A 24,012-nucleotide genomic window follows, 5' to 3' on the forward strand; every position below is an offset into this window, starting at 1 on the left:
AGCTCCCTCGCCACAAGGAACTGTCGGCTGTCAGATAGTCCGCGTCAGGTCTTTCACCAGCACCTTACGGCTGCCAGTAACTCTTTTCCTCACTCAACTTCTGTTCGGCCAGCGATCTGGCCTTCGAACTGGAAGGTTCGCGGCGTCATGTGGCGTTGGCGATTCAGCAGATGGTGGTGCTGGGCGAGTTGCTGGTGAACCGGGCGCTGGATAATTTCGATCCGTACGACTCCAACGCGTAAAGCACAACCTTGTGGCGAGGGAGCTTGCTCCCGCTGGAGCGCGAAGCGGTCCCAAAACCATTCGATGCGGTTTTGCTGGAGGACCGAGTGACAGAGGTTACGACTGCTGCGCAGCCGAGCGGGAGCAAGCTCCCTCGCCACAAGGGGCTGTCTGCTGTCAGACAGTCCGCGTCAGGTCTCTCACCAGCACCTTACGCCTGCCAGTAACTCTTTTCCTCACTCAACTTCCGTTCGGCCAGTCATCCGGCCTTCGAACTGGAAGGTTCGCGGCGTCATGTGGCGTTGGCGATTCAGCAGATGATTGTACTGAGCGAGTTGCTGGTAAATCGGGCGCTGGATAATTTCGATCCTTACGACTCCAACGCGTAAAGCACAACCTTGTGGCGAGGGAGCTTGCTCCCGCTGGAGCGCGAAGCGGTCCCAACACCATTCGATGCGGTTTTGCTGGAGGACCGAGTGACAGAGGTTACGACTGCTGCGCAGCCGAGCGGGAGCAAGCTCCCTCGCCACAAGGGGCTGTCTGCTGTCAGACAGTCCGCGTCAGGTCTCTCACCAGCACCTTACGCCTGCCAGTAACTCTTTTCCTCACTCAACTTCCGTTCGGCCAGTCATCCGGCCTTCGAACTGGAAGGTTCGCGGCGTCATGTGGCGTTGGCGATTCAGCAGATGATTGTACTGAGCGAGTTGCTGGTGAACCGGGCGCTGGATAATTTCGATCCTTACGACTCCGACGCGTAAAGCACAACCTTGTGGCGAGGGAGCTTGCTCCCGCTGGAGCGCGAAGCGGTCCCAACACCATTCGATGCGGTTTTGCTGGAGGACCGAGTGACAGAGGTTACGACTGCTGCGCAGCCGAGCGGGAGCAAGCTCCCTCGCCACAAGGGGCTGTCTGCTGTCAGACAGTCCGCGTCAGGTCTCTCACCAGCACCTTACGCCTGCCAGTAACTCTTTTCCTCACTCAACTTCCGTTCGGCCAGTAATCCGGCCTTCGAACTGGAAGGTTCGCGGCGTCATGTGGCGTTGGCGATTCAGCAGATGATTGTACTGAGCGAGTTGCTGGTAAATCGGGCGCTGGATAATTTCGATCCTTACGATTGACGCGCAGAGCACAACCCGTGACGAGGGGGCAAGCCCCCTCGTCACGGGGATTGAGTTTCGTCAGATGGACCGTGGATTGAGCAGGTTGATCGGGACCGTTCCACCAACTTTCGCCGGCAATATCGCGTAGGGTCACAGAAGCCACGGGGTTGGGCGAGGATGACTTTCATGGTGATTCCTCGTATCAGCCGTGAATGGACCGACGGCGATAGTCGGGTGCCCGCGCAGGATCGTATTTCCACCACCATTCAAACGATGAGAGTCCCAAGGACTCGAAGCTTTCCGGAGGAGCTTCTTGAGTCAATTCGCCGCCTTCAAAAGCACCTGTGAGGCTGACACCACTTATGGAGCCGTAACGATTATTCGCTTGTGTCCAAACCAGAGCACCGCTGTAGTATTCGGACAAACTGTCAATGTATGAACGTACTGCAGGTGATGCTTCGGTAAATACGGCAGCACGCAGACGGTAAAAAAGACTGATTAGACGTCGCCTCATTTCTAAGTAACTATGCATGCTTTGTTCGAACGAGTAGTTGTAATCCCTGCACAGAATTCTGATCAGATTGTGCTCCTTTCCGTCGACGGCTCGGGCACACTCTTTCACATAACCATAAGGGTCAGTGTCCCATACCATTAGAGTCACCATCATTTCTGTCAGAGCCCGGACACGCCTGTCCTCGTATTCATCTTGTGATATATCTATGCCAGCGATGACGTGATTGAGTATTGGAAAAGCCCATCCTCCCCCACCATACATACGCATTACCAGATATTCGTTGAGCGACGGGTTAGGTATTACAGCCTTCCATATCTCGGTCATCATGTAGGCTCTCATACCTTCTACAAATCGCCCAACCTGTGTTGGTGTTGCATACCTATCAAGCCTGCATCGCAAGTCGCGCATAGCCAGGGCATAGCGATCATTGGATACTGCATGTTCGGGCGACTCCAAAGTTCGCTGGATTTCGGCAGCATTATTGATGAATGTTGCAGGTTTCAAACTCATCGGGCCTTCATCGCAATACTCGTCGTCGTATGCAAATGCCCATAGCACAAAATCTGAACCAATTTGCAATAATTCGTCGGAACCTCTTGGGTACATAAGGGCGGCTAGGCGAGCGCTTTCAAGACTTCTCATACGTTGTCGCTGAGTATCATCCCAATACAATTTGAAACGATCCGCATAGTCTCGTGTGGTTGACTCAATTCGGCACTTATCTGGATGTTCTAAGTCGACATTGGGATGGGTAGCGTATGGGAATGGGTTAGCCATAGGGGGAAGCGTGATCCGGTTCATATACGTCTCCTGAAAAATTCGCTTAGTTATTCTTTGGTTTTTTCACAACCACGCTATACGTCGAAACCTTGTTCTTAATCAGCGCCACCGACCAGTTCTCTGCCAGCACCCGCAACTCTTCCAACGCCCCCGTTACCCCATAAGGGAACAACTCCTTGTTTTCGATATTGGCTTTCGAATCCATCAACCAACGCGCCACATCGATATTTGAGGGCAGTACCCGCATGTCGTGGATCGTGAAGCCACTTTCCTCAAGCACTTCACGAAAGTACGCCGGTGATTTGCGGTGTTTGCAGGCGAGGCGGTCGACTTCGTCCGGGGTGTCGGGGGTGTAGGTTGCGGGAGGGGTGTTGTAGAGGTTGTCGGCGATGACCACCACACCGCCTTCGCGTACTCGGCCGGCGAGGGCTTGCATGGTGGTTTCGTAGAGCTCGTCGGGGAAGTGCGAGATCACGCCGCGGATGATCACCAGGTCGTAGGGTTCATCCGCGCCCGGAAGCAGCTCGATATCCTTGGCGTTGCACAGGTAGAGGTTGATGCGTTCGGACAACCCTTGCTCGGCGTGGAATTTCGCGCAGTGTTCCAGTTGTCGGCGGCTGACGTTGACCCCGTCCAGGCGTTGGCATTCGGGGAAGCGTTCCGCCAGGTATTTGAGGATGTAGCCCCAGCCACAACCGATGTCGAGGATGCGTTTGATCGGTGGGCGATTCGGTTCTTCGAGGCCGGCGAGTTTCAGTTGTCGTTCGAAATAGCGGATGCCGGACTCGTCGAGGCTGATGGGCGGAGTCGAACGTGGATCGTCGTAGACACCGAACTGGAACAGGATGTAATTGCCGATTGCCTTGCGCCAGTCCTCAGGGCTGTCGCCGTAGGTGTACACGACCTTCTCCTGATAACTGTCGATGCTGGAGCCCTGGATGATTTGATAAGGCAGGCGGGTTTCATCGGCGAGGGTGATTTTTTGGGGGGGGCTGCTCATGGCTGATTTCTCGTGAAGGTATGGACGAAGCAACACCGCTCAGCGGTGACTGTGCGCGAGTTCTTTCCAGCTGCGTACCCCGGCCGGCCCGACTTGTTCGAAGATCCGACGAAACCAGATGCTGAAGGCTTCAGGGGTTGCCGCGATGCGTCCCGGAATATCGGAGAGCTTCTGCCATTGCCAGCTGTGGGCTTCTTCGGGATTGGCAATCGGTGGAGTACGGCTGATACCGGCGAACACGTGGTCGTATTCATGCTCGATGAGCTGGTTTGACACGCGTTCGTGGTAGAGCAGGGTGGAGACCGGCGTCAGTTTGCAGGTGAGCCCCATTTCTTCGCGCAGCCGGCGTTTGGCTGCGGCGCGGGTCCGCTCACCCTGGCGCGGATGTCCACAGCAGGCGTTGGTCCACAGGCCTTGAGAGTGGTATTTGCCCAGTGCCCGTTGTTGCAACAGTACACGGCCGTTGCCATCGAAAATGAAGATCGAGAATGCTCGGTGTAAAAGACCCTGTTGATGGACGTGCAACTTCGGTGCAGAGCCGATTTCACGATCGTCTGGATCAACAAGTATCAATTTTTCTTCCAAGGGCAAACTCCATTTTGTTTTCGCTGTTGGGCGTTATGGTAGGCAAAGCTAGTTCGTGAGTTTAGTAATGTTTGTGTGTGGGGAAGGAATCTAGTTGAGTTTTTAATAGATGCAAATATTTTAATGGTTTTTAATTGGCTTCGTTGTTAGTTATATTTTTATATTATTTTGTATAGGTTTTCAGGAAAATCCTTTAGGTCAATATGATCTGGCTTATATAGCTAATCTTCATCAGTCAGAGGCTTGTAAAGTCGTGGTCGTTTGCTATCTTCGAGACCGAAAGCCAATGTTTCTTTGGCCGATTACGGGTTGAGATGAATTTCTTTGCTCATGCCTCAGTCTCAAGCCCTAGTATTTTGGCCGCGCTCTGTCGGTTGATTAACGCAATGTTGATCAGGGGGCTTATAGGGGAGCGCCTGTTGATTTAGTTGGTCGGTTGAGGCTGGAGTGAAAAATTTATGATACAGCGTCTATTGATTGTCGATTCGACCGATACCAGGTTGGACAGTGCGTTAGAGTGGGTTGCGTGTAGTCTTGAGGTATTCGTTGTGTTTGCGCTTAGTGCGCATCACAACATGGAAAGGCTGTTGGCGAGGTGCTTGAGGTTCGAGCCGAAGTTGGTCATTGTCAGTGAGCCGCATCAAGCGCACCAGCACCTCATGGCTGCCAGTAACTCTTCTCTCCACTCAACTTCCGTTCGGCCAGCAATCCGGCCTTCGAACTGGAAGGCTCGCGGCGTCATGTGGCGTTGGCGATTCAGCAGATGATTGTACTGAGCGAGTTGCTGGTAAATCGGGTGCTGGATAATTTCGATCCATACGACTCCGACGCGTAAAGCACAACCTTGTGGCGAGGGAGCTTGCTCCCGCTGGAGCGCGAAGCGGTCCTAAGACCATTCGATGCGGTTTTGCTGGAGGACCGAGTGACAGAGGTTACGACTGCTGCGCAGCCGAGCGGGAGCAAGCTCCCTCGCCACAAGGGATTGTCGGCTGTCAGACAGTCCGTCAGGTTTCTCACCCGCATTTTACGGCTGCCAGTAACTCTTCTCCCCACTCAACTTCCGCTCGAGAAAACTCGCTGCGCTGATCAGTGCCAAGTGGGTCAGCGCCTGTGGTGTGTTGCCCAGGTGCCGTGCGTGGCTGTCGAACTCTTCGGCGTAGAGTCCGAGCGGGTTGGCGTAGCGCAGCAGTTGTTCGAACTCCAGGTGCGCTTTTTCGACCATACCGGCGCGAGCCAGGCACTCGATGTACCAGAACGAGCAAGCGGCGAACGCGCCCTCGGTGCCGGGCAGGCCATCGATCTGGCTATCGTCGTTGTGGTAGCGGTACACCATGCCGTCGCGCACCAGGGTTTTCTGGATCGCTTGCAGGGTCGACAGCCAGCGCGGGTCCCTGGCGCTGACGAAGCGCACCAGCGGCATCAGCAACATCGAACCGTCAAGCGCGGTGCCGCCGATGTGCTGGACGAAATGTCCATGTTCGTCGCTCCAGAAGTTGTTCCAGATGTCGGCGTAGATCGCTTGGCGGGTCTGATCCCAACGGGCGAACGGGGCGGGCAGCGAGCGTTTCGACGCGAGACGGATGGCCCGGTCCAGTGCCACCCAGCACATCAGCCGTGAATGCAGGAAATGATGCTGCTCACCCCGCATTTCCCAGATGCCGACATCCTCTTGCTGCCAGCTATCGCAAACCTGATCGACCACCTTGATGGCATGTTGCCAACTCTCATGGGAAATGGCCTCACCGTACTTGTTGACCAGGTACACCGCGTCCATCAACTCGCCGAAAATATCCAGCTGAGCCTGCTCGTAGGCCTGATTGCCGATACGTACCGGCTTGGCGTTGCTGTGACCGGACAAGTGCGCGAGTTCGATTTCCGGCAGCTCCTGACGACCGTCGATGGCATACAGGACGTTGAGCTTCATCGCTTTGCCCTGGCAGTCGCTCATCCGTCCGTGCAACCAGCGCATGTAGGCGTTGGCTTCATCGACAAAGCCCAGGCGCATGAAGGCATAGACGGTGAAGGAGGCATCGCGGATCCAGGTGTAGCGATAGTCCCAGTTGCGGGCGCCGCCGGGTATTTCCGGCAGGCCGAAGGTCGCGGCAGCGAGGATCGCGCCGTGTTTGCGCGAGGTCAGCAGTTTCAGCGCCAGCGCCGAGCGGTTGACCATTTCGCGCCAGCGTCCGCGGTAATTGGATTGCCCGATCCAGTCGCGCCAGAACTTCAGTGTGCGTTGCAGGCACAGGTCACTGTTTTCATCCTTGAAGCGTGGGTCGTCGAGGGCGCCGAGGAGGAATTCGGCGCTCTGGCCCTGTTTGAGGCTGAACGTGGCGACGGCGGTGTCTTGTACAACCTGCATCGGTTGATTGGCGCGCAGGCGTAAACCTGGCTGCTGGGCGGCTTCGAAGCAGACGTCTGCGCCGTCGGTCCGCGCTGTGGTCTGCGCTCGGGCGTAGTCATGGCGCACCGCGCAATGCAGGTGGAACGTGGCGTGGCCACTGACCAGCCGCACACGACGGATCAACAGGGGCAGGGCGTCGTCGTTGTCGCCGACCGGCAGCAGGTCGGTGATTTCCACCACCGCTTGTTCACTCAGCCAACGGGTTTGCAGCACATTGGTGTCGGGCAGGTAGATTTGCTCGCGCCGGGCATCGGGCAGGTCGGGTGCCAGTTGGAAAATCCCCGCGTCCGGGGTGTCCAGTAATGAGCAGAAGATCGACGGGCTGTCGAATTCCGGCCAGCAGAAAAAGTCCACGCTGCCCTTGTCGTTGACCAACGCTGCGCTGCGCATGTCCCCGATGATGCCGTGGGCGTCGATAGCGCTTTGTCGCTCGTTGTAATGATCAGCCATTGCTGTGTCACTCCGGATAGAGACATAGGCCGCCATCGATGAACAGTGTGCTGCTGACGAGATGTGCCTATCACTCAGCTTTCGACGGGCGGGCATATCAGGTGACTGGCGCAAGGTGGCTTGAGTTCATGTTTGGCGGGCTTATTTGTGGTTTTTTACTACCTGGACGCTTTGTGGCAAGTTGCACGGCTCAGCAGAGGATGGAACCGGATGGCAAATCCCTATCAAGCGCTATTCAACGCCCCCGGCAGCCGCGCCTTTGTGCTGGCGGGAATGGTCGCGCGCATGCCGATCTCGATGACTGGCATCGGCCTGATCACCATGCTCTCGCAGTTGCAGGGCGGTTACGGGTTGGCCGGGTCAGTGGCGGCGACCTTTGCCTTGGCCACGGCGTTTTGCGCGCCACAGGTGTCGCGCATGGTCGACCGTTTTGGTCAGGGCCGGGTGCTGCCGGTTTCGGCCTTGGTCGGCGGTGGCGGGTTGTTGCTGCTGTTGCTCTGTACACGATTGCAAGCGCCGAACTGGACACTGTTTGTGTTCGCCGCGCTGGCCGGTTGCATGCCGAACATGTCGGCGATGGTCCGGGCGCGCTGGACCGAGCTGTATCGTGGTCAACCGCAGTTACAAACCGCCTATGCGCTGGAGTCGGTGCTGGATGAGGTGTGTTTTATCGTCGGACCGCCACTCTCGGTGGGGCTGTGCGTGGTGGTGTTTCCCGAGGCCGGGCCGTTGGTGGCGTTGCTGATGTTGGCGATTGGGGTGAGCGCGTTTGTGTTGCAGCGCAGCACCGAGCCGTCGGTGCATCCGCATGACGCCGATCAACCGGGTTCGGTCGTGGGTTCAGGGGATATACGCCTGTTGATGCTGTTGATGGGCGCCATGGGCACCATCGTCGGGGTGGTGGATGTGGTCAGCGTGGCCTTCGCCCAGCAGCAAGGCCAGCCAGCAGCGGCGAGCATCGTGCTGTCGGTGTATGCCATCGGTTCGTGCCTGGCCGGGTTGGCGTTCGGCGCGTTGAAACCCGACGTGCCGTTGCCGCGTTTGTTTCTGTACGGCGGAGTGGCGACGGCGCTGACCACGCTGCCGTTGCTGCTGGCGGGGAACATTCTCGGGTTGTCGCTGGCGGTGTTTGTTGCCGGGCTGTTTTTCGCACCGACGTTGATTGTCGCCATGGGGTTGGTGGAGCGCATCGTGCCACCCGCCAAACTCACGGAAGGCCTGACCTGGCTGATCACCGGCCTGAGCATCGGCGTGGCGATCGGCGCAGCCGGTTCCGGCTGGCTGGTGGATGCCTTCGGCGCACGCAGCGGGTTCTGGCTGTCGATTGCGGCGGGGGCGGTGGTGCTGGGTTCGGCCATCCAGAGTTATCGACGACTCAAATGAACATTGGCGTCAGCTGACTCAAATCCATGGATAGGCGATAAACCCGTAGGAGCAAGGCTTGCCCGCGAAGCGAACACCGCGATTTTTCAGGTGTTACGCGTCATCGTTCATCGTGGGCAAGCCACGCTCCCACATGTACGGCGACTAATTTGTGTTGGGCGTCATTCTTTCCCCTTACCGGCCAGCGATGACGTGCGCGCCTTTGGCAATGACGAAGTGGAAATCGAAGCCACCCTGGCAACCACCTCGGTTGACGGAGACGAACTGGATGCGCTTGTGGCACGAATCTCCCTCTCACCCTTGGTTCAACAGGCGTTCTGGAGCCCGAGTACGACCGAGTGACCGACCGATGAGTGGCACTGACTTGCAGCGTTGGCTGAAGTTGTCATCGGTGCGACAGCAAAAAAATTAAAAGTCGATGGAACTGTTTCTTTCAGAAATGTCCTACAGAAACCCCCGCGGCATTGCCCTTAGTCTGAGGCGCTCTTGATAAGGGTGGGCGTAAACAGCCGCACCGTCATTGTAGGGTCAATCAACCATGCCGAATAAAGCGTTACGTATCCTGATCGCCGATGAGCAGCATTTTCATCGCATGAAAATCGAGCGCAGGCTGAATCAGCTCGGTTACTACCGAATTGCCCCCGTGCACTCCCTTGTAGAGCTGCTCAGCGTTGTCGAATACGGCTGTGAGCCGTTTGATCTGGTGATCATCAATGCAACCTTGTGTACCGGGACCGGCCTGGACCTGGTGGCGTTCTGCCAAGACAACCAGCAGATCTGTCATACGTTGATCTACGATGCCCAGAAAGCCGGCCTGCCCGCGTTGTTCGCCGTCCAGCAGCACAACGTGCGGATCAGTCAGGATCGCGTACCGGACCAGGAAACCCTCGAAGGGCTGATGAGTCGCGTCGATATGCCGGCTCACGGTTCCCGGCGTGGGCACGCCCGGCAGCAGGGCGGTTTGCGCGCCTGAGGCACACGACCGTTGGTCTGAACTGTCAACTTTGACAGGTAGTTTCGCCCTGTTCCTCGTGCAACAGTCGTTGCGCAGCCGTTGTGTCAGCCTTGGCAAATGCCATGGGCGGCACGCCGGGGTTTTTGGGCGTTTCTACAGGAGTTGCCATGAGTTCAGCGCTGATCGCGGATGATCATCCGGTTGTTGTGGCCGCCGTCAAAATGCTGCTTGCGGCACTCAAGGATTCCAATGGCAGAGAGATGTTCCAGACCATTCTGGAGTCATTCAATGGTGTTGAGGCCCTGCAAACGATCCTTACCCAGTCACCTGATCTGGTGGTGCTGGATCTGAATATTCCCAGGCTTGGCGGGTTGGAACTGCTGAGTCGTCTGCAGCGCGATCAGTCACTTTCCCGGGTTGTGGTCTTCACCTCCTGTGAGCCGAGGTTCTATGTCGACCGCTGCATGAGAGCCGGGGCCTTGGGCTTTGTCTCGAAAACCAATGACCTGCAAGAGCTGCGTAAAACCGTTCAAGCGGTGATGTCTGGCTATATGTGTTTCCCTCAACTGGACTCCAGCTCAGTGAGTCGGGATCCGCTGCAACTCAACGAATTGCAGATGATCGGGAAACTCTCCGACCGTGAACTGAGCATCTTTCGATACCTGGCGCTCGGTTTTAGCAACAAGGAAATCGCTAAAGCCATGAACCTCAGCCACAAGACCATCAGTACCTACAAAACCCGTTTGATCGCAAAGCTCAATGTGAAATCCCTGGTTCACTTGAGAGAATTCGCCATACGCAATCAGCTGATCTGAATGCATATGCGCCTGCGTGACTGGTTGATTGTGTTGATGCTGTTCAGTCCACTCTGGTCAGTGGACAGTTTCGCCGCAAAGCCACAGCTGCTGAAACTGCAAGGGCGTTCGGCCGTCGACGGTTATCAGGTCGAACTGGAAGAGGCCGACTGGCGCTGGCTGCGCGAGCAGGGCAGTTTGCGGTTGGGCGCTTCGGCGCCGGATTACGTGCCGTTCGAGGTCACCATCAGCGACAGGTACCTGGAAGGCATCACCGCCGATTTTGCGGTCCTGCTCAGCCAGCTACTGCACATCCCGATCGAGGTGAAACGCTACCGGTCCCGAGCCGAGGTGATTGCGGCGTTGAAGCAGGGTCATGTCGATCTGTTGGGCACCGCCAACGACTTTGAAGTGGCCGATCCGCAGCTTTTGATGTCGCGTACCTATGCCGAAGACGCACCGGCCCTGGTCACCCGCTTGGGCGACAGCGTCAGGCTGACAGCCGACCTTGCGGGCCAGCGGGTGGCGATGCTCGACCATTACTTGCGACCCGAAGCGGTCGAAGCGGTTTATCCCAAGGCACATTTGCAACTGTATGACTCGACATTGAGTGCAATCGGCGCCGTGGCTTTTGGCGGTGCTGATCTCTACCTGGGCGACTCCCTCAGTGCCGGTTACCTGATCAACAACAGTTACCTGAACAATGTGCAGCTGGCGGGATTTGCCCGCCTGGAGGTCAACGCATTCGGGTTTTCAGTGAGTGCTGACAACCCTCGATTGCGGCGGATTATCGATGCCGCGTTGGCGGTGATTCCTGTGCAGGAGCGCATGACTGTCCTGCGCCGCTGGAGTGCCGGCAGTCGTTTCAGCGGTGCGCAACGCTTGCAATTGAGTACCCGCGAACAACGTTGGATGGATAGCCACCCATCGGTCAGAGTCGGTGTCATCGACAACTTTGCACCGTTGTCATTTTTTGACGATAAGGGTGAGTTCAGAGGCCTCAGCGCTCAGGTACTGGACCGGATCAGCCTGCATACCGGGCTGAAGTTCGAGCTCGTGCGCGGCCATTCGTTGTATCAGCAAATAGAGCAGATCAAGCAAGGCGGGATCGACCTGCTGGCCGTGATTACCCCGAGTAACGAGCGTCAGGCGGAACTGCGTTTTACTCGACCGTATCTGATCAATCCCTTTGTCCTGGTCAGTGCAGGCGGTACTGGGGACCCTGCGACACTGGACGACCTGGCCGGTAAGCGGTTGGCGATCTACAGCGGTCATGCGCTACGTGAGTTTATCCTTGCGCGCGTTCCCGGTGTGCGCTTCGTCGATGTGCAAACCCCCGCCCAAGGTATGGCGCTGGTCGCCAAGGGGCAAGCCGACGCGGCATTGAGCTCATTGATCATTGCCCGCTACCTGATTGCTCGGGAGTACCGTCACGTTCTGGCTATAACCAGCACCGTGGGCACTGAACCGGCACACATCAGCTTCGCGACCAACCGTGGAGCCCTTGAACTCTACTCAATCCTCAATAAAGCCCTGTTAAGCATTCCCCCGGAAGAAATGGACGAATTGGCCAACCGCTGGCGCAATGAGCTGCCGGTGGATGACAGCTACTGGTCGCGTCACCGCACGTCCATCCTTCAGGGGTTTTTGGCCGCAGGACTGTTGCTGCTGTTGGCGCTGGGCTGGATTGCCTACCAGCGCAACCTGATCCGCAAGCGCCAGCAATTGCTGCAACAGGTGCAGCAAGCGAGGGACGCGGCGGACGATGCCAACCGTGCCAAAACCACCTTCCTGGCAACCATGAGCCATGAAATCCGCACGCCAATGAACGCTGTGATTGGCATGCTCGAACTGGCGATGTTGCGAGCTGAAGAGGGCGTCACGGACCATCTTGCGATAGAGGTGGCGTGGAATGCAGCGCAGCAGATGCTGGAGCTGATCGGCGATATTCTGGACATCGCGCGGATCGAGTCGGGGCATTTGTCCCTGACCCCGGAACGCGCGAATCTGTTGGCGCTGGTCAGCTCGGTGAGCAAAGTATTTGAAGGCCTGGCACGGCAAAAGAACCTGCTTTGGCAGGTCGAACTGGATGCCCGTAGTGACCGCGATGTGTTGATCGACCCGATGCGTTTCAAGCAAATCGTCTCCAACCTGCTGAGCAACGCGATCAAGTTCACCCGCGCCGGACAGATCAGCCTGACGCTGCGAGTAGAGCCCGCTGCCGTTCACGGGTACCTGGCGATCAGCCTGCGGATCAAGGACAGCGGGATAGGCATCAGCGAATTCGACCAGCAGCGATTGTTCAGTCGGTTTGTACAGGCTAGCAATAGCCCGCAGGATGGCCGCAGTGGCTCCGGGCTGGGCTTGCTCATTAGCCGTTCGCTGTGCGAGATGATGGGGGGGCGATTGCAATTGCGCAGCGAGCTGGGCGCGGGCACGCAAATCGACGTCAGCCTCGATGTACTGGCATTGCAGCCGCTGGCCGCGCCGCCGGTCGAGACTGTGCCACCGGAGCGAGGGCACTCGTTGAACATTCTGGTGGTTGACGACTACCCGGCCAATCGCCTGTTGCTGGTGCAACAACTGAGCCGTCTTGGGCACCGTGTGTGTGATGCCCAGGACGGTGAGCAGGGGCTCGAATGCTGGCGTGAACACACGTTCGACGTGGTGATCACCGATTGCAACATGCCGAACCTCAGCGGTTACGAGTTGGCCATGGCAATTCGTGACGAGGAGCGGGCCAATGGGGACATGCCTTGCCTGATTCTCGGTTTCACTGCCAATGCCCAGCCCGAAGAAAAGATCCGTTGCATGGAAGCCGGGATGGACGATTGCCTGTTCAAGCCCATCGGCCTGAAGGACCTGAGTGCCCGTCTGACTGGCGTGACACCGGGCATGAACTCGCGACCGCCGATCACAACGCTGCCGGCCAGCGCTGCCGAGATCGATCTCGGCAGCCTGGAGCAACTGGCCGGGCCTGACCGTAGCCTGATCAATAAACTGCTGGCTGAACTGGCCAGCAGTAATGCCAAGGATCTGGCACGGTTACAGGGCTTTTACCGCAAGCGTGACCGCATAGGCTTGCGGGAGCTGGCCCATCGGATCAAGGGCGGCGCGCAAATGGTCAAGGCCCGGCGCGTGGTCCACTGTTGCGAACAACTGGAAGTCGCCTGCGGTGGGCGCGACAACAACGTATTGAACCAGGCGGTGCGGGCCCTGCAATTCGCCATGGAGCGTTTGGCTCTGCACCTGGAGCAATAATGCTGAGCGGTTACGCTCAATCCCAATCGGGAGCGATACCTTTCGGGCTGGTCAGGCGCTGGCCGCGCTCAAGTCCTGCGATCAGCGTCATATCGGCTTCGCTCAATGTCAGCTCGCGGGCCGCCAGGTTGCTGTCGAGGTTGGCCCGTTGGGTCGACGACGGAATCACCGCGTAACCCTGCTGCATGGCCCAGGCCAGCGTGACTTGTGCCGGAGTTGCCTGATGCCGCTCGGCGATCTGTTGGATGACCGGGTCCTTCAGGACTTCGCCGTAGGCCAGGGTCATGTAGGAGGTGATCTGAATACCCTGGCTCTGGGCAAACTCGACCACTGTGCGGTTTTGCAGGTAAGGGTGCAGCTCGATCTGATTGGTCGCGATGTTGTCTGCGCCGACCGCGTCGATGGCTTGCTGCATGAGGTCGACGGTGAAGTTCGACACACCGATCTGCCGGGTCAGGCCCAGCGCCTTGGCTTCCAGCAGGGCGCCCATGAATTCATGCACCGGCACCTGGTTTTCCGGGGACGGCCAGTGGATCAGCGTCAGGTCCAGATAATCGGTTTGCAGTTTGCGCAGGCTGTCTTTCAAGCTGGCGATCAGCTGGTCCTTGGCAAAATTGGCGATCCAGATCTTGCTGGTGATGAACAGTTCTTCGCGGGCAATGCCGCTGGCGGCGATGGCCTGGCCGACATCGGCTTCGTTGTCGTAGATCTGCGCGGTATCGATCGCCCGGTAACCGAGTTCAAGGCCGGTGCTCACCGAATCGATGACCACCTGGCCTTGCAGGCGAAACGTACCGAGGCCGAAGGCGGGAACAGACATGTGTGACTCCAGGGGTTGTGACGGGAATGGCTGCGAGTATCCCGGTCTGCATCCTTGAGAAAAACCGCTGAATCGGCAAAGCACTTTTTACTGAAAATCACGAATCTGCAGGAGCGCAGCTGCTTCGGGCGGCGCTCCGACGATAGCGATCTCAAGGACGCCATCGCCGGCAAGCCGTGCTCCTACGCAATATCGCTGCGGCTGAACTCCTCGCCCAGAAAGTCGATCAGGGTTCGTACCGACGGCAGCAAGCCACGGCGCGAAGGGAAGATGGCGTGGACGATCCCGCACCTGGGGGCCCAGCCCGGCACCAATTCGACCAACCGGCCCGCAGCGAGATCCTCGCGCACCACCACGGTGGGCAGGTGGGCGATACCGACACCGGCCAGCACTGCCTGGCGCAGGGCGATCAAGTCGTCGGTGACCAGTCGGGGATGATGGCGGATCAATGCCGTGGCGGCATCCGGCCCGAACAGCTCCCACTGGTATTCACGTTGTGCGGCGCCCCAGTGCAGGCTTGGCAGGCCACTGAGGTCGGCGGGCAAGGCCGGTGATGACAAATGCTCAATATACACCGGGCAACCGACCAGACTTTGAGTGCTGTTGCCCAGCACTTTCATCACCAGATCGGTGTTTTCCAGCGGCGGAAAGCGCACCCGCAGGGCGATGTCGAAACCTTCGTGGATCACGTCCACACGGCGGTTGGTGCTCTCGATGAACAACTCCACCAGCGGGTACTTGAGCATGTAGCGCGTCAGCATCGGCCCGACCCAGGAATTGAGCAGCGCCGTCGGACAACTGATGCGCACCAGACCCTGAGGTTCGGAGCGGTTGCGCTCGATCAGCTCCGCGGCGCTTTCGGCTTCCACGCGCATGGCCAGGCAACGCTGGTAGTAGGCCTGGCCAATTTCAGTGAGGGAGCAATGTCGGCTGGTCCGATGGATCAGCCGTACGCCTAGGCGTTCTTCGAGTTGGGAAATCCGTCGGCTGAGTTTCGACTTGGGCATGTCCAGCGCACGTCCGGCAGCAGCAAAACCTCCGTGTTCGACCACTTGGGTGAAGTAGTACAGGGTGTTCAGGTCTTCCACTGTCGTTCTCCAAATAGAACGCTAAGGGTGATTTTCGCAGTCTATCGCATCAAAGGTGCTGGATTTAAGCTTTGTCCATGTTCTGACTCACCCACATTCGGAGGCACCATGAAAAACATCATCGGTATCTACACCAGCCCAAGAGCGCACTGGGTGGGCGACGGTTTCCCGGTTCGTACACTGTTTTCCTACGACAACCTAGGCAAACACATCAGCCCGTTCCTGCTGCTCGACCATGCCGGCCCTGCTGAATTCACCCCGACCACGGCGCGTCGTGGCGTAGGCCAGCACCCGCACCGCGGTTTTGAAACCGTGACCATCGTCTACAAGGGCGAACTGGAGCACCGCGACTCCACCGGTAGCGGCGGCAAGATCGGTCCCGGCGACGTGCAATGGATGACCGCCGCGTCCGGAATTCTGCATGAAGAGTTTCACTCCGAAGCATTCGCCAAGCGTGGCGGGACCCTGGAAATGGTCCAGCTATGGGTCAACCTGCCGGCCAAGGACAAAATGGCCGACGCCGGTTACCAGACGATTCTCGATGGCGATATCCCAAGCATTGCCCTCCAGAACAAGGCCGGCAGCCTGCGCTTGATTGCCGGTGAGTTCGACGGCCAGCGGGGACCGGCGAAGACCTTCACCCCGATCGACGTCTGGGACCTGCGCCTGAATGCCGGCAAGTTGCTGAACCTGGACCTGCACGAAGGGCGCAACACGGCGCTGGTGGTGCTGCGCGGTACGGTTCAGGTCAATGGCCTGGAGCTGGTTCGCGAAGGGCAGTTGGCGTTGTTCGAACGCAATGGCGACCAGCTCAGCCTCGAAACCAACAACGATGCGGTGGTGCTGCTGCTCAGTGGTGAACCGATTGACGAGCCAATCGTCGGTCACGGGCCGTTCGTGATGAACACCGAGCAAGAGATTCATCAGGCCTTCGCCGACTTCCAGTCCGGTCAGTTCGGCCGGATGCGCAGTTAACGCACACACCTTCAAAAAAATCCCGCTCTACACAGGATACGTAGGCCGGTTCACGGGCCAGGGATGGCTGTTGCCTGAAAAAAGAGGAAACGCTCATGAGCACGATCAATGCGGCCAACTTCAATGGCCTGAAACCGACCATCGACCCGAACGACAGCGCATTGCTGTTGATCGACCACCAAAGCGGACTGTTCCAGATCGTCAAGGATATGGACGTCCCGCAACTGCGTGCCAACGCCATCGCCCTGGCCAAGGCTGCAACCCTGCTGAAGATGCCGGTGATCACCACGGCTTCCGTACCGCAGGGGCCGAACGGACCGTTGATTCCCGAAATTCACCAAGAAGCACCGCACGCCCGATACGTGGCGCGCAAAGGTGAAATCAATGCCTGGGACAACCCTGAGTTTCACGCGGCGGTCAAAGCCACCGGCAAGAAAACCCTGGTGATTGCCGGCACGCTGACCAGCGTCTGCCTGGCATTCCCGTCGATCGCTGCGGTGCATGAAGGCTACAAAGTTTTCGCGGTGGTCGATGCCTCCGGCAACCACTCGAAACTCGCCACTGATCTGACCATTGCCCGTTTGGCCCAGGCCGGCGTGGTGCCGATCGACATCATGGCCACGCTCTCTGAGCTGCAAGGTTCGTGGAACCGCCCGGACGCCGAGCAGTGGGCCGCCGTCTACGCCCAGACCATGCCGCATTATCAATTGCTGATCGAGAGCTACCTCAAGGCCCAGCAAGTGGCGAATGAACACGAAGTGCTGGATTCACAGCGCTAACCGAGCAACACCCACGCCGACTTCCACTCGGCATCGATAAAAAGCGAGGACTACTGCAATGACTACCTCTTACAAACGCCTGGACAAAAACAACGCCGCCGTTCTGTTGGTCGATCATCAGGCTGGCCTGCTGTCGCTGGTACGCGACATCGAACCGGACAAGTTCAAGAACAACGTGCTGGCACTGGCTGATCTGGCCAAATACTTCAAGCTGCCGACCATCCTCACCACCAGTTTCGAAACCGGCCCCAACGGCCCGCTGGTGCCGGAGCTCAAGGCACTGTTTCCGGACGCGCCGTACATCGCTCGCCCAGGTCAGATCAATGCCTGGGACAACGAAGACTTCGTCAAGGCGATTAAGGGCACCGGCAAGAAGCAACTGATCATCGCCGGTGTGGTGACTGAAGTTTGCGTAGCGTTCCCGGCGCTGTCGGCACTGGCAGAAGGTTTTGAGGTGTTCGTGGTCACGGATGCTTCCGGCACCTTCAACGAAATCACTCGCCAGTCGGCCTGGGACCGCATGTCGTCCTCGGGCGTACAACTGATGACCTGGTTCGGCCTGGCGTGCGAGTTGCACCGCGACTGGCGCAACGACGTGGAAGGGCTGGCGACCTTGTTCTCCAACCACATTCCGGACTACCGGAACCTGATGACCAGCTACAACACGCTGACCAATAGCAAATGATGCTTAACCTGTAGCAGCTGCCGAAGGCGGCGTTCGGCTGCGCAGCAGACGTAAAACCTGCGATCACGGTCATTCAGAATGATCGCGTCGTCTGGATTGCGAGTGCTTCGCCCTCGAACGCAGGCTGCGCCAGCTGCTACGGGAAACCGTACAAGCAGGGGCCTCAATGGAGGCCCCTGTTTTAGTTTTTAAAGCTATAACTCCATCTGGGTTTTTCGTGCGATCTTCATGCTATTGGCCTTGCTGGAGTTGCTTGATGTTGTCACTGCTCACCGATCACCCACTGTTTTGTGCCCTGGCGCTGATTTTGCTCGACATCCTGCTGTGGCGGTTGGTCAGTGTCAGTCACTGGCAGTTGGTCGTGCGGGTGGTGATTTTTGCGTTGTTCAGCGCCGTGCTGTTCAACGAAGGCATGAACCCGATGGACGTGGCGCCTTGGCCGGAGAACGTGCCGTTGCACCTGGCCGCGACCGGATTGCAGATCGGTTGGTGGCTGTTTGGCGCGCGAACCCTGACGGTATTGCTTGGCACGGTGATGATGCAACGGGTCGGGCATACCGGCCGGCTGTTGCAGGATTTGCTTGGTGCGGTAATTTTCCTGATCGCGATCATTGCCGCCCTGGCGTATGTGCTCGATTTGCCGGTCAAAGGCGTGCTGGCGACTTCCGGTGCCCTGGCGATCATCGTCGGCCTGGCATTGCAGAGCACCCTCAGCGATGTGTTTTCCGGCATCGTGCTCAACACCACCAAACCCTATCAACTGGATGACTGGATCTCCATCGACGGCACCGAAGGCCGGGTCACCGACATCGACTGGCGGGCCACGCGGCTGCAAACCTCACAGGGCAGCATGGCGGTGATCCCCAACTCGTTGGCGGCCAAGGCCAAGATCATCAACTTCAGTCGGCCCAGCGACATTTTCGGCATTACCATCAGCCTGCAACTGAGCCCTCATGCGCGCCCGCACACGGTGATCGAAGCACTGGAGCGGGCGATGCAGGGTTGCCGGCCACTGCTCAGCAAACCGGCACCGAGCGTCTCCTTGAAAAGCTCCAGCGCCAGTGGCGTGGAATACGAGATCATCGGATTTGTATCGTCCATGGGGCAAAAGCGTGAGGTGCGCAATCTGCTGTTCGATCTGGCCTTCCGGCATTTGCGTGCATCGGGCGTGAGCCTGTTGTCGACCGCAGAAACCACAACACTGCCGGGCCTTTCACGGCCACGGGCGCTGCTCGAAAGCTCGAGTATTTTTTCGACCTTGCGTTCGGAAGAGAAAGACACCTTCAGCCAGAACATGACGCTCATCACCTTCCGTGCCGGGGAAATGATCCTGCCGGCGGGAGAGGTCAGCGATCACCTGTTCATCATCGAATCGGGCGTGGTGTCAGTGGCCTTGAGCCGTGGCGGCAAAAAGTTCGAAGCCGGGCGCATGGGGCCGGGCGAGGTGATCGGCGAGGCCGGGATTCTCTCGGATGAATCGGTGCCGGCGGACTTTTCGGCCAAGACCTTCTGCACCCTGTACCGGATCGAAAAGGAATACCTCAAACCCTGTCTCGACGCCCGCCACGACATCAACGAAGCGATGCAGGCGTTACTGGATTTCCGCTTGCACACTGCACAAACCTTGACTCAGGAAGTACCAAAAGTGGTGGAAAAGAAGGGTTTTCTGCAGTGGTTGCGTAGCCGGGCGTAGGACGTTACGGCGCCTTCACGTTGTTCGCAGACACGGTCGAGAACCTGTGGCGAGGGGGCTTGTCGGAACGCCGCAAGAGCTCCACGGTGTTGCTTATTACTGCGGTGAATCCGATGAATCAAGGTGATCCAGCGCTCGATTCACCGCCAATCCGGCCGCAGAAACGGTCGCGCCAAAAGACGGGCGGGTCAGTCATTGGCTACCTCGACTTCTGAACAATTGGCTATTTATGCCAATCGCCGGCAGCGCTACCGTATAGCGCATCCCCACTTGCTATGGAGCTGACCATGCAATCTCGCGTCGATTTCTACACCGCCTCGCCGGATGCCCTCAAAGCCATGATCGCGCTGGAAAGCGCGGTGACAAAACTGCCGCTGGAAAAGTCGCTGATCGAACTGGTCAAACTGCGCGCTTCGCAAATCAACGGCTGTGCCTTCTGCGTCGACATGCACACCGCCGATGCGCGCAAAGGGGGCGAGACCGAGCGCCGCCTGTATGCGGTGTCGGTCTGGCGTGAAACGCCGTTCTTCACCCCGCGTGAACGCGCCGCCCTGGCCTGGACCGAGTCGCTGACCCTGATCAGCCAGACCCACGCCCCGGACGCCGACTACGAGCTGCTGGCCAGCGCGTTCAGCCCCAGCGAAATGGTCGACCTCACCGTGGCAATCTCCACCATCAATAGCTGGAACCGCCTGGCCGTGGGCTTCCGCAAGCTGCCGCAGGCATAAGCAACCGGCCCGGGCAGGGCCCCGGCTGCACAGGCCGCCCTGCCGCCAAGGGAAATTGTGTTGTATCCTGCGCGCCCGAAACGGACCGATAGCGAACAGGACGACGCATGCTCAAATGGATAGGCAAGGTATTGGGTGGGGCCAGCGCAACGCCGGCCGCAGCGGCGAGCAACGTGCCGGGCGATGTCTGGCTGCAGCGCCTGCAGACCTACCTCGAACCCCTTGACCACTTGCCCGATAACGGCGGCCGCGCCGGCCTGGCCGAGGCAATCCTGACCTATGTGCGCCAGGGCGATGGGCCGCAGGTCCTGGCCGAACTGGGCCAGCGCTACGCCGTCGCCAACTACCTCCACATATTGAGCGGGCACGAGTGCCGGGTCGGCAGCCTCGGGCCGCAGCTGTATCACGATCTGACCGATGTCGACCCGGCCCAGCTATTGCGCTGGGCGCGAGTGCTGCAAGCCTGTCCGGCACGCCGCTTCGGCATCGCCATGGCCGACGGCAGCCATTGGCCGGAGCTGCTCCTGACCCACAGCGTCGAGCTGTTGCGCGACCCGCAGACCGATGAAACCCGCATCGTCCAGCGCATCAGCGCCCCCTTGATGGAGACCCTGCTGCTGGAGGCGCACCTGCCGCCCTCGGCGCTGCTGACCGCGTGTTTCAGCGGCTCGAATGACGCCTACCGTCAGGGCTACGGCATCTACCTGGTGCCCTATATGGACGGCTATTCGCAGTGGGTGCTGCGCCATGTCGAGGCGCTGCGGCCGTTGCTGCTGGCGGGGGACATGTACCTCAAGCACCAGGTCCTGAACCTGATGAGCGACCTCGATCCGCCGGTCATGACCGCCATGGCCGGTGAGCTGTGTGAAATGGCCTGTGGCGGCAATCGCGAAGTGCGTGAACAGGCGGCTCCGCTGCTGCTCAAGTGCCAGCGCGGCGCCCTGCAACCCCTGACCCTGATGATCCAGGGCGGCAAGCCCGAGCAGCGCGCCCATGCCCTGCGCCTGCTGTGGGCCCTGGCCAACCAGTTGGCTGACCCGCCCCTGCGCGCCGAGGCCCGGGCCCTGGCCGAAGCCGACCGTGCGGCCTCGGTGCGCGGCCTGCTCGCTGAGTGGGACGCCGAGCCTGCCCACGAGCAGGGGCCGGTCCACTACAGCGGCCCGGTGATTGATTGGGCGGTGGTGCTGACCCCTGAACGCCTGGAGGTCGTCGACCAACTGTGGGCCGACCTCAATCATCTGATCGACCGGGATAACGAGAGCAACATCGAGTACTACGCCACCCACCCGGAGAAAAAAACCGCCGGCAAGCCGGAGCTGTGGCCCAACTACAGCGTCGCAGCCCTGAACCAGCTCAAGGCGTTTTTGGCCTCGACCGAGGTGGTGCCGCCGGCGTCCCGTGATCTGCCGCAAGACCATAGCGAGTACTTTTCCCGCTCGGCGATGCAGGCCTTCGCCGACAGCGAGGAGTTGACGGGGGTGATGGCGTTCAAGGTCCTGGATTTCTGCAACGCCCTGGGCAGTGGCGAGGGCTGCCTGAGCAACATCAGCTGTCGCGCGTTGGAGCAAGCCTATCAACAGGACGACTCGCTGAGCCTGATGGCCCTGGCACAGATGCTCGAGGACCGTGGCCGCAACGGCGACAGCCTGCTGCAGGATTGCTTCAATGGCGGGTTCGCCGAGGATTGGGATGCCGACGCGGTGGCGCCGTATTTTGCCCTGCACCAGGGCTGGCTGGAGCAGGCGCTGGCGGCCCTGGAGGTGTATCGCACCGACGCGTTGTATGCCGCGGTGGTCAAGATGGCACCGCCGCCCGCATCGTTGATCAACCGCCTGTTCGAGATCGCCCTGGGCTCCAACCAGGGTGAGCGGGCCCAGGCCCAGCGCGCCCTGGAACAGCTGCCGGGCAAGGAGGCGCACCTGATTGCCGCCCTCGGCTCGGGCAAGTCCGAGGTCCGGCTGCTGGCCACCAAATGGCTCGGCAACCTGGGCCACCAGCCGGCGATCCCGGCCCTGGAACAGGCCCTGAAAAAGGACAAGAACGACGGCGTGCGCACCGCCATGATCGAAGCTCTGGAGCAAATGGGCCAGCCGGTGGAGCAGTACCTGGACCGCGAGCAATGGGTCATCGACACCAGCAAGGCCATGGCCAAGGGCGCGCCCAAGGACCTGGCATGGTTCCCCTGGGACGCCTTGCCCGAATTGCGCTGGGCCGATACTCAGGAGCCGGTTCCGGCCCCGGCGGCCCAGGGGCTGCTGGCCCAGGCGGTCAAGCTCAAGTCGGCGCAGCCGGGGGCGTTGCTGCGGCGCTTCTGCGGGATGTTCGAAGCCCGCGGCCGCGAGCGTTTCGGCCAGTTCGTGCTGGACACCTGGCTGGCCGAAGACACCCGGCCGATCCCGCTGGAGCAGGCCCAGCAGTTGGCCGAGCGGCATGCCACGAGCACCCTGTTTTTCATCCAGCGCTACCCGGACGACTACAAGGACAGCCCGCACCTGGGCAAGAGCCTGGACGAGCTGAGTGCGAGCTTCCTGCCGCGTTTCATGCGCCAGCCCCAAGGCTCGGCGGCGGCCAGCAAAGGCTTGCTGGCGGTGGCGGCGGCCTGCGCCGGGGCCGATGCAGCGGCGCCGGCCGGGCGTTACCTCAAGGAGTTCTATGGCACCCGCGCGTCCCAGGGCAAGGCGCTGATCGCCATGCTGGCCTGGATCGAGCACCCGTCCGCGACCCAGTTGTTGCTGTCCATTGCCAGTCGCTTCCGCACCGCAGGCTTTCAGGAAGAAGCCATCCTGCAAGCCCGGGCCCTGGCCGAACGCAACCACTGGACCCTGGCCCAGCTGGCGGACCGCACCTTGCCTTCGGCCGGCTTCGACGAGCACGGCCTGCTGGAGCTGAGTTACGGCGAACGGCTGTTCAGCGCGCGCTTGCTGGCTGACTTCAAGATCGAGCTGTACAACCCCGACGGCAAGAAAATCGCCGCCTTGCCCGACCCGCGCCAGGACGACGACGCCGACGAAGCCAAGGAGGCGAAGAAGCAGTTCGCCAGTGCCAAGAAGTCCCTGGCCAGCATCGTCAAGCAGCAGACCGAGCGCCTCTACGAAGCCCTGTGCACCGGCCGCGAGTGGCCGTACGCCGACTGGCAGCGTTACCTCAACCAGCACCCGATCATGCGCCGGCTGTTGCAGCGCCTGGTCTGGGTGCAGGTCGAGGGGGACCGGGTACTGGCCAGCTTCCGCCCGCTGGACGATGGCAGCCTGACCGATTGCGAGGACAACCCGCTGACCCTGGCCGACGACGCCCAGGTGCGCCTGGCTCATGACTCGCTGCTGGGCGCCGAGGAACTGCTCCAGTGGCAGCAGCACCTGGCGGACTACGAAGTGACGCCGCTGTTCCAGCAGTTGGGCAAGGGCGTCTATCAGTTGCCCGAAGGGCAGGGCGACGCCCATTCCATCGAAGACTTCAAGGGCCACCTGCTGGAAGCCTTCGCCCTGCGCGGTCACGCGCTGAAGCTCGGCTATACCCGGGGCGCGACCGAGGATGCCGGCTGGTTCTACACCTATGAAAAGTCCTTTGTCAGCCTCGGGCTGTCGGCCGATATCCGCTTTACCGGCAACCCGCTGCCGGAGAGCAACCGCACCGTGGCCCTGGTCGACCTGACGTTCTACCGCGGCCGCTACAGCATGCCCCTGGCCGAGGTGCCGACGATTCTGCTCTCGGAGTGCTACCACGACCTGCGCTCGATCGCCGCCCAGGGCACAGGGTTCGACCCGGACTGGGAAAAGAAAAGTGAATACTGAAAGCCTGG

At 59.6% G+C, this 24,012-nt stretch carries 17 protein-coding genes and 6 pseudogenes; 17 read left to right on the forward strand and 6 right to left on the reverse strand.

Annotated elements, in window-relative coordinates; all coding sequences use genetic code 11:
* Positions 1–107: 107 nt before the first annotated feature.
* The 4 pseudogenes from AO353_RS31610 to AO353_RS32205 form a co-directional block, all read left to right on the forward strand.
* A pseudogene (locus AO353_RS31610) lies at positions 108–242 on the forward strand (DUF6124 family protein); the annotation flags it as partial.
* Between the two features lie 234 nt (positions 243–476).
* A pseudogene (locus AO353_RS32195) lies at positions 477–611 on the forward strand (DUF6124 family protein); the annotation flags it as partial.
* Between the two features lie 243 nt (positions 612–854).
* Positions 855–980 (forward strand): annotated as a pseudogene (locus AO353_RS32200) (DUF6124 family protein); the annotation flags it as partial.
* Positions 981–1,223: 243 nt separating this feature from the next.
* Positions 1,224–1,340: pseudogene (locus AO353_RS32205) on the forward strand (DUF6124 family protein); the annotation flags it as partial.
* 184 nt (positions 1,341–1,524) lie between these two features.
* On the opposite strand, the gene AO353_RS19615 reads toward AO353_RS32205, so the two are convergent.
* From AO353_RS19615 to idi, 3 genes are read right to left on the reverse strand one after another with little or no spacing between them, the layout of a single operon-like run.
* Entirely contained in the window at positions 1,525–2,637 is a 1,113-nt protein-coding gene (locus AO353_RS19615) for a terpene synthase family protein (RefSeq protein ID WP_054596443.1), read from the reverse strand.
* Between the two features lie 22 nt (positions 2,638–2,659).
* The gene (locus AO353_RS19620) at positions 2,660–3,616 is read right to left on the reverse strand and encodes an SAM-dependent methyltransferase (protein ID WP_054596444.1); all 957 of its coding nucleotides are present in this window, start codon (positions 3,614–3,616) and stop codon (positions 2,660–2,662) included.
* A gap of 39 nt (positions 3,617–3,655) precedes the next feature.
* Entirely contained in the window at positions 3,656–4,201 is a 546-nt protein-coding gene (gene idi / locus AO353_RS19625; RefSeq protein WP_054596445.1) for an isopentenyl-diphosphate Delta-isomerase, read from the reverse strand.
* 458 nt (positions 4,202–4,659) lie between these two features.
* Here idi and AO353_RS32210 point away from each other — a divergent pair.
* Positions 4,660–4,860 (forward strand): annotated as a pseudogene (locus AO353_RS32210) (1-deoxy-D-xylulose-5-phosphate reductoisomerase); the annotation flags it as partial.
* Between the two features lie 41 nt (positions 4,861–4,901).
* Positions 4,902–5,036 (forward strand): annotated as a pseudogene (locus AO353_RS32215) (DUF6124 family protein); the annotation flags it as partial.
* Positions 5,037–5,225: 189 nt separating this feature from the next.
* On the opposite strand, the gene AO353_RS19630 reads toward AO353_RS32215, so the two are convergent.
* Positions 5,226–7,052 carry a glycoside hydrolase family 15 protein gene (locus tag AO353_RS19630; protein ID WP_054596446.1) on the reverse strand — a complete coding sequence of 609 codons (1,827 nt, stop codon included), beginning with the start codon at positions 7,050–7,052 and terminating at the stop codon, positions 5,226–5,228.
* Positions 7,053–7,262: 210 nt separating this feature from the next.
* Between AO353_RS19630 and AO353_RS19635 the strand changes: the two genes are divergently transcribed.
* The 5 genes from AO353_RS19635 to AO353_RS19650 all read left to right on the forward strand — a co-directional run bounded on the left by AO353_RS19635 (position 7,263) and on the right by AO353_RS19650 (position 13,445).
* Positions 7,263–8,435, forward strand: coding sequence for an MFS transporter (locus AO353_RS19635; protein WP_054596447.1), 1,173 nt, complete (start codon positions 7,263–7,265; stop codon positions 8,433–8,435).
* Between the two features lie 147 nt (positions 8,436–8,582).
* Entirely contained in the window at positions 8,583–8,777 is a 195-nt protein-coding gene (locus AO353_RS29950; RefSeq protein ID WP_371917679.1) for a hypothetical protein, read from the forward strand.
* A gap of 196 nt (positions 8,778–8,973) precedes the next feature.
* Positions 8,974–9,408, forward strand: coding sequence for a response regulator (locus AO353_RS19640; RefSeq protein WP_054596448.1), 435 nt, complete (start codon positions 8,974–8,976; stop codon positions 9,406–9,408).
* Between the two features lie 149 nt (positions 9,409–9,557).
* A complete protein-coding gene (locus tag AO353_RS19645) occupies positions 9,558–10,205 on the forward strand; it encodes a response regulator transcription factor (RefSeq protein WP_054596449.1) in 648 nt (215 codons plus the stop codon).
* Positions 10,206–13,445 (forward strand): transporter substrate-binding domain-containing protein, encoded by a 3,240-nt coding sequence (locus AO353_RS19650; protein ID WP_054596450.1) that lies wholly within the window; start codon positions 10,206–10,208, stop codon positions 13,443–13,445.
* 16 nt (positions 13,446–13,461) lie between these two features.
* On the opposite strand, the gene dkgB is transcribed toward AO353_RS19650, so the two are convergent.
* Positions 13,462–14,265 carry a 2,5-didehydrogluconate reductase DkgB gene (dkgB, locus tag AO353_RS19655; protein ID WP_054596451.1) on the reverse strand — a complete coding sequence of 268 codons (804 nt, stop codon included), beginning with the start codon at positions 14,263–14,265 and terminating at the stop codon, positions 13,462–13,464.
* Positions 14,266–14,447: 182 nt separating this feature from the next.
* Positions 14,448–15,353, reverse strand: coding sequence for a LysR family transcriptional regulator (locus tag AO353_RS19660; protein WP_054596452.1), 906 nt, complete (start codon positions 15,351–15,353; stop codon positions 14,448–14,450).
* 108 nt (positions 15,354–15,461) lie between these two features.
* On the opposite strand from AO353_RS19660, the gene AO353_RS19665 reads away from it, so the two are divergent.
* The 6 genes from AO353_RS19665 to AO353_RS19690 all read left to right on the forward strand — a co-directional run bounded on the left by AO353_RS19665 (position 15,462) and on the right by AO353_RS19690 (position 24,004).
* Positions 15,462–16,328 (forward strand): pirin family protein, encoded by an 867-nt coding sequence (locus AO353_RS19665; RefSeq protein WP_054596453.1) that lies wholly within the window; start codon positions 15,462–15,464, stop codon positions 16,326–16,328.
* Positions 16,329–16,423: 95 nt separating this feature from the next.
* The gene (locus tag AO353_RS19670; RefSeq protein WP_054596454.1) at positions 16,424–17,107 is read left to right on the forward strand and encodes an isochorismatase family protein; all 684 of its coding nucleotides are present in this window, start codon (positions 16,424–16,426) and stop codon (positions 17,105–17,107) included.
* Positions 17,108–17,165: 58 nt separating this feature from the next.
* Positions 17,166–17,792, forward strand: a complete 627-nt coding sequence (ycaC, locus tag AO353_RS19675) for an isochorismate family cysteine hydrolase YcaC (protein WP_054596455.1) — start codon at positions 17,166–17,168, stop codon at positions 17,790–17,792.
* A 256-nt stretch (positions 17,793–18,048) separates the two neighbouring features.
* Positions 18,049–19,485, forward strand: a complete 1,437-nt coding sequence (locus AO353_RS19680) for a mechanosensitive ion channel family protein (protein ID WP_054596456.1) — start codon at positions 18,049–18,051, stop codon at positions 19,483–19,485.
* Between the two features lie 287 nt (positions 19,486–19,772).
* Positions 19,773–20,213 carry a carboxymuconolactone decarboxylase family protein gene (locus tag AO353_RS19685; RefSeq protein ID WP_054596457.1) on the forward strand — a complete coding sequence of 147 codons (441 nt, stop codon included), beginning with the start codon at positions 19,773–19,775 and terminating at the stop codon, positions 20,211–20,213.
* Positions 20,214–20,320: 107 nt separating this feature from the next.
* Positions 20,321–24,004 (forward strand): DUF4132 domain-containing protein, encoded by a 3,684-nt coding sequence (locus AO353_RS19690; protein ID WP_054596458.1) that lies wholly within the window; start codon positions 20,321–20,323, stop codon positions 24,002–24,004.
* Positions 24,005–24,012 lie beyond the last annotated feature (8 nt).

Source organism: Pseudomonas fluorescens (genome assembly GCF_001307155.1).
In the GTDB taxonomy this organism is placed as follows: domain Bacteria; phylum Pseudomonadota; class Gammaproteobacteria; order Pseudomonadales; family Pseudomonadaceae; genus Aquipseudomonas; species Aquipseudomonas helvetica.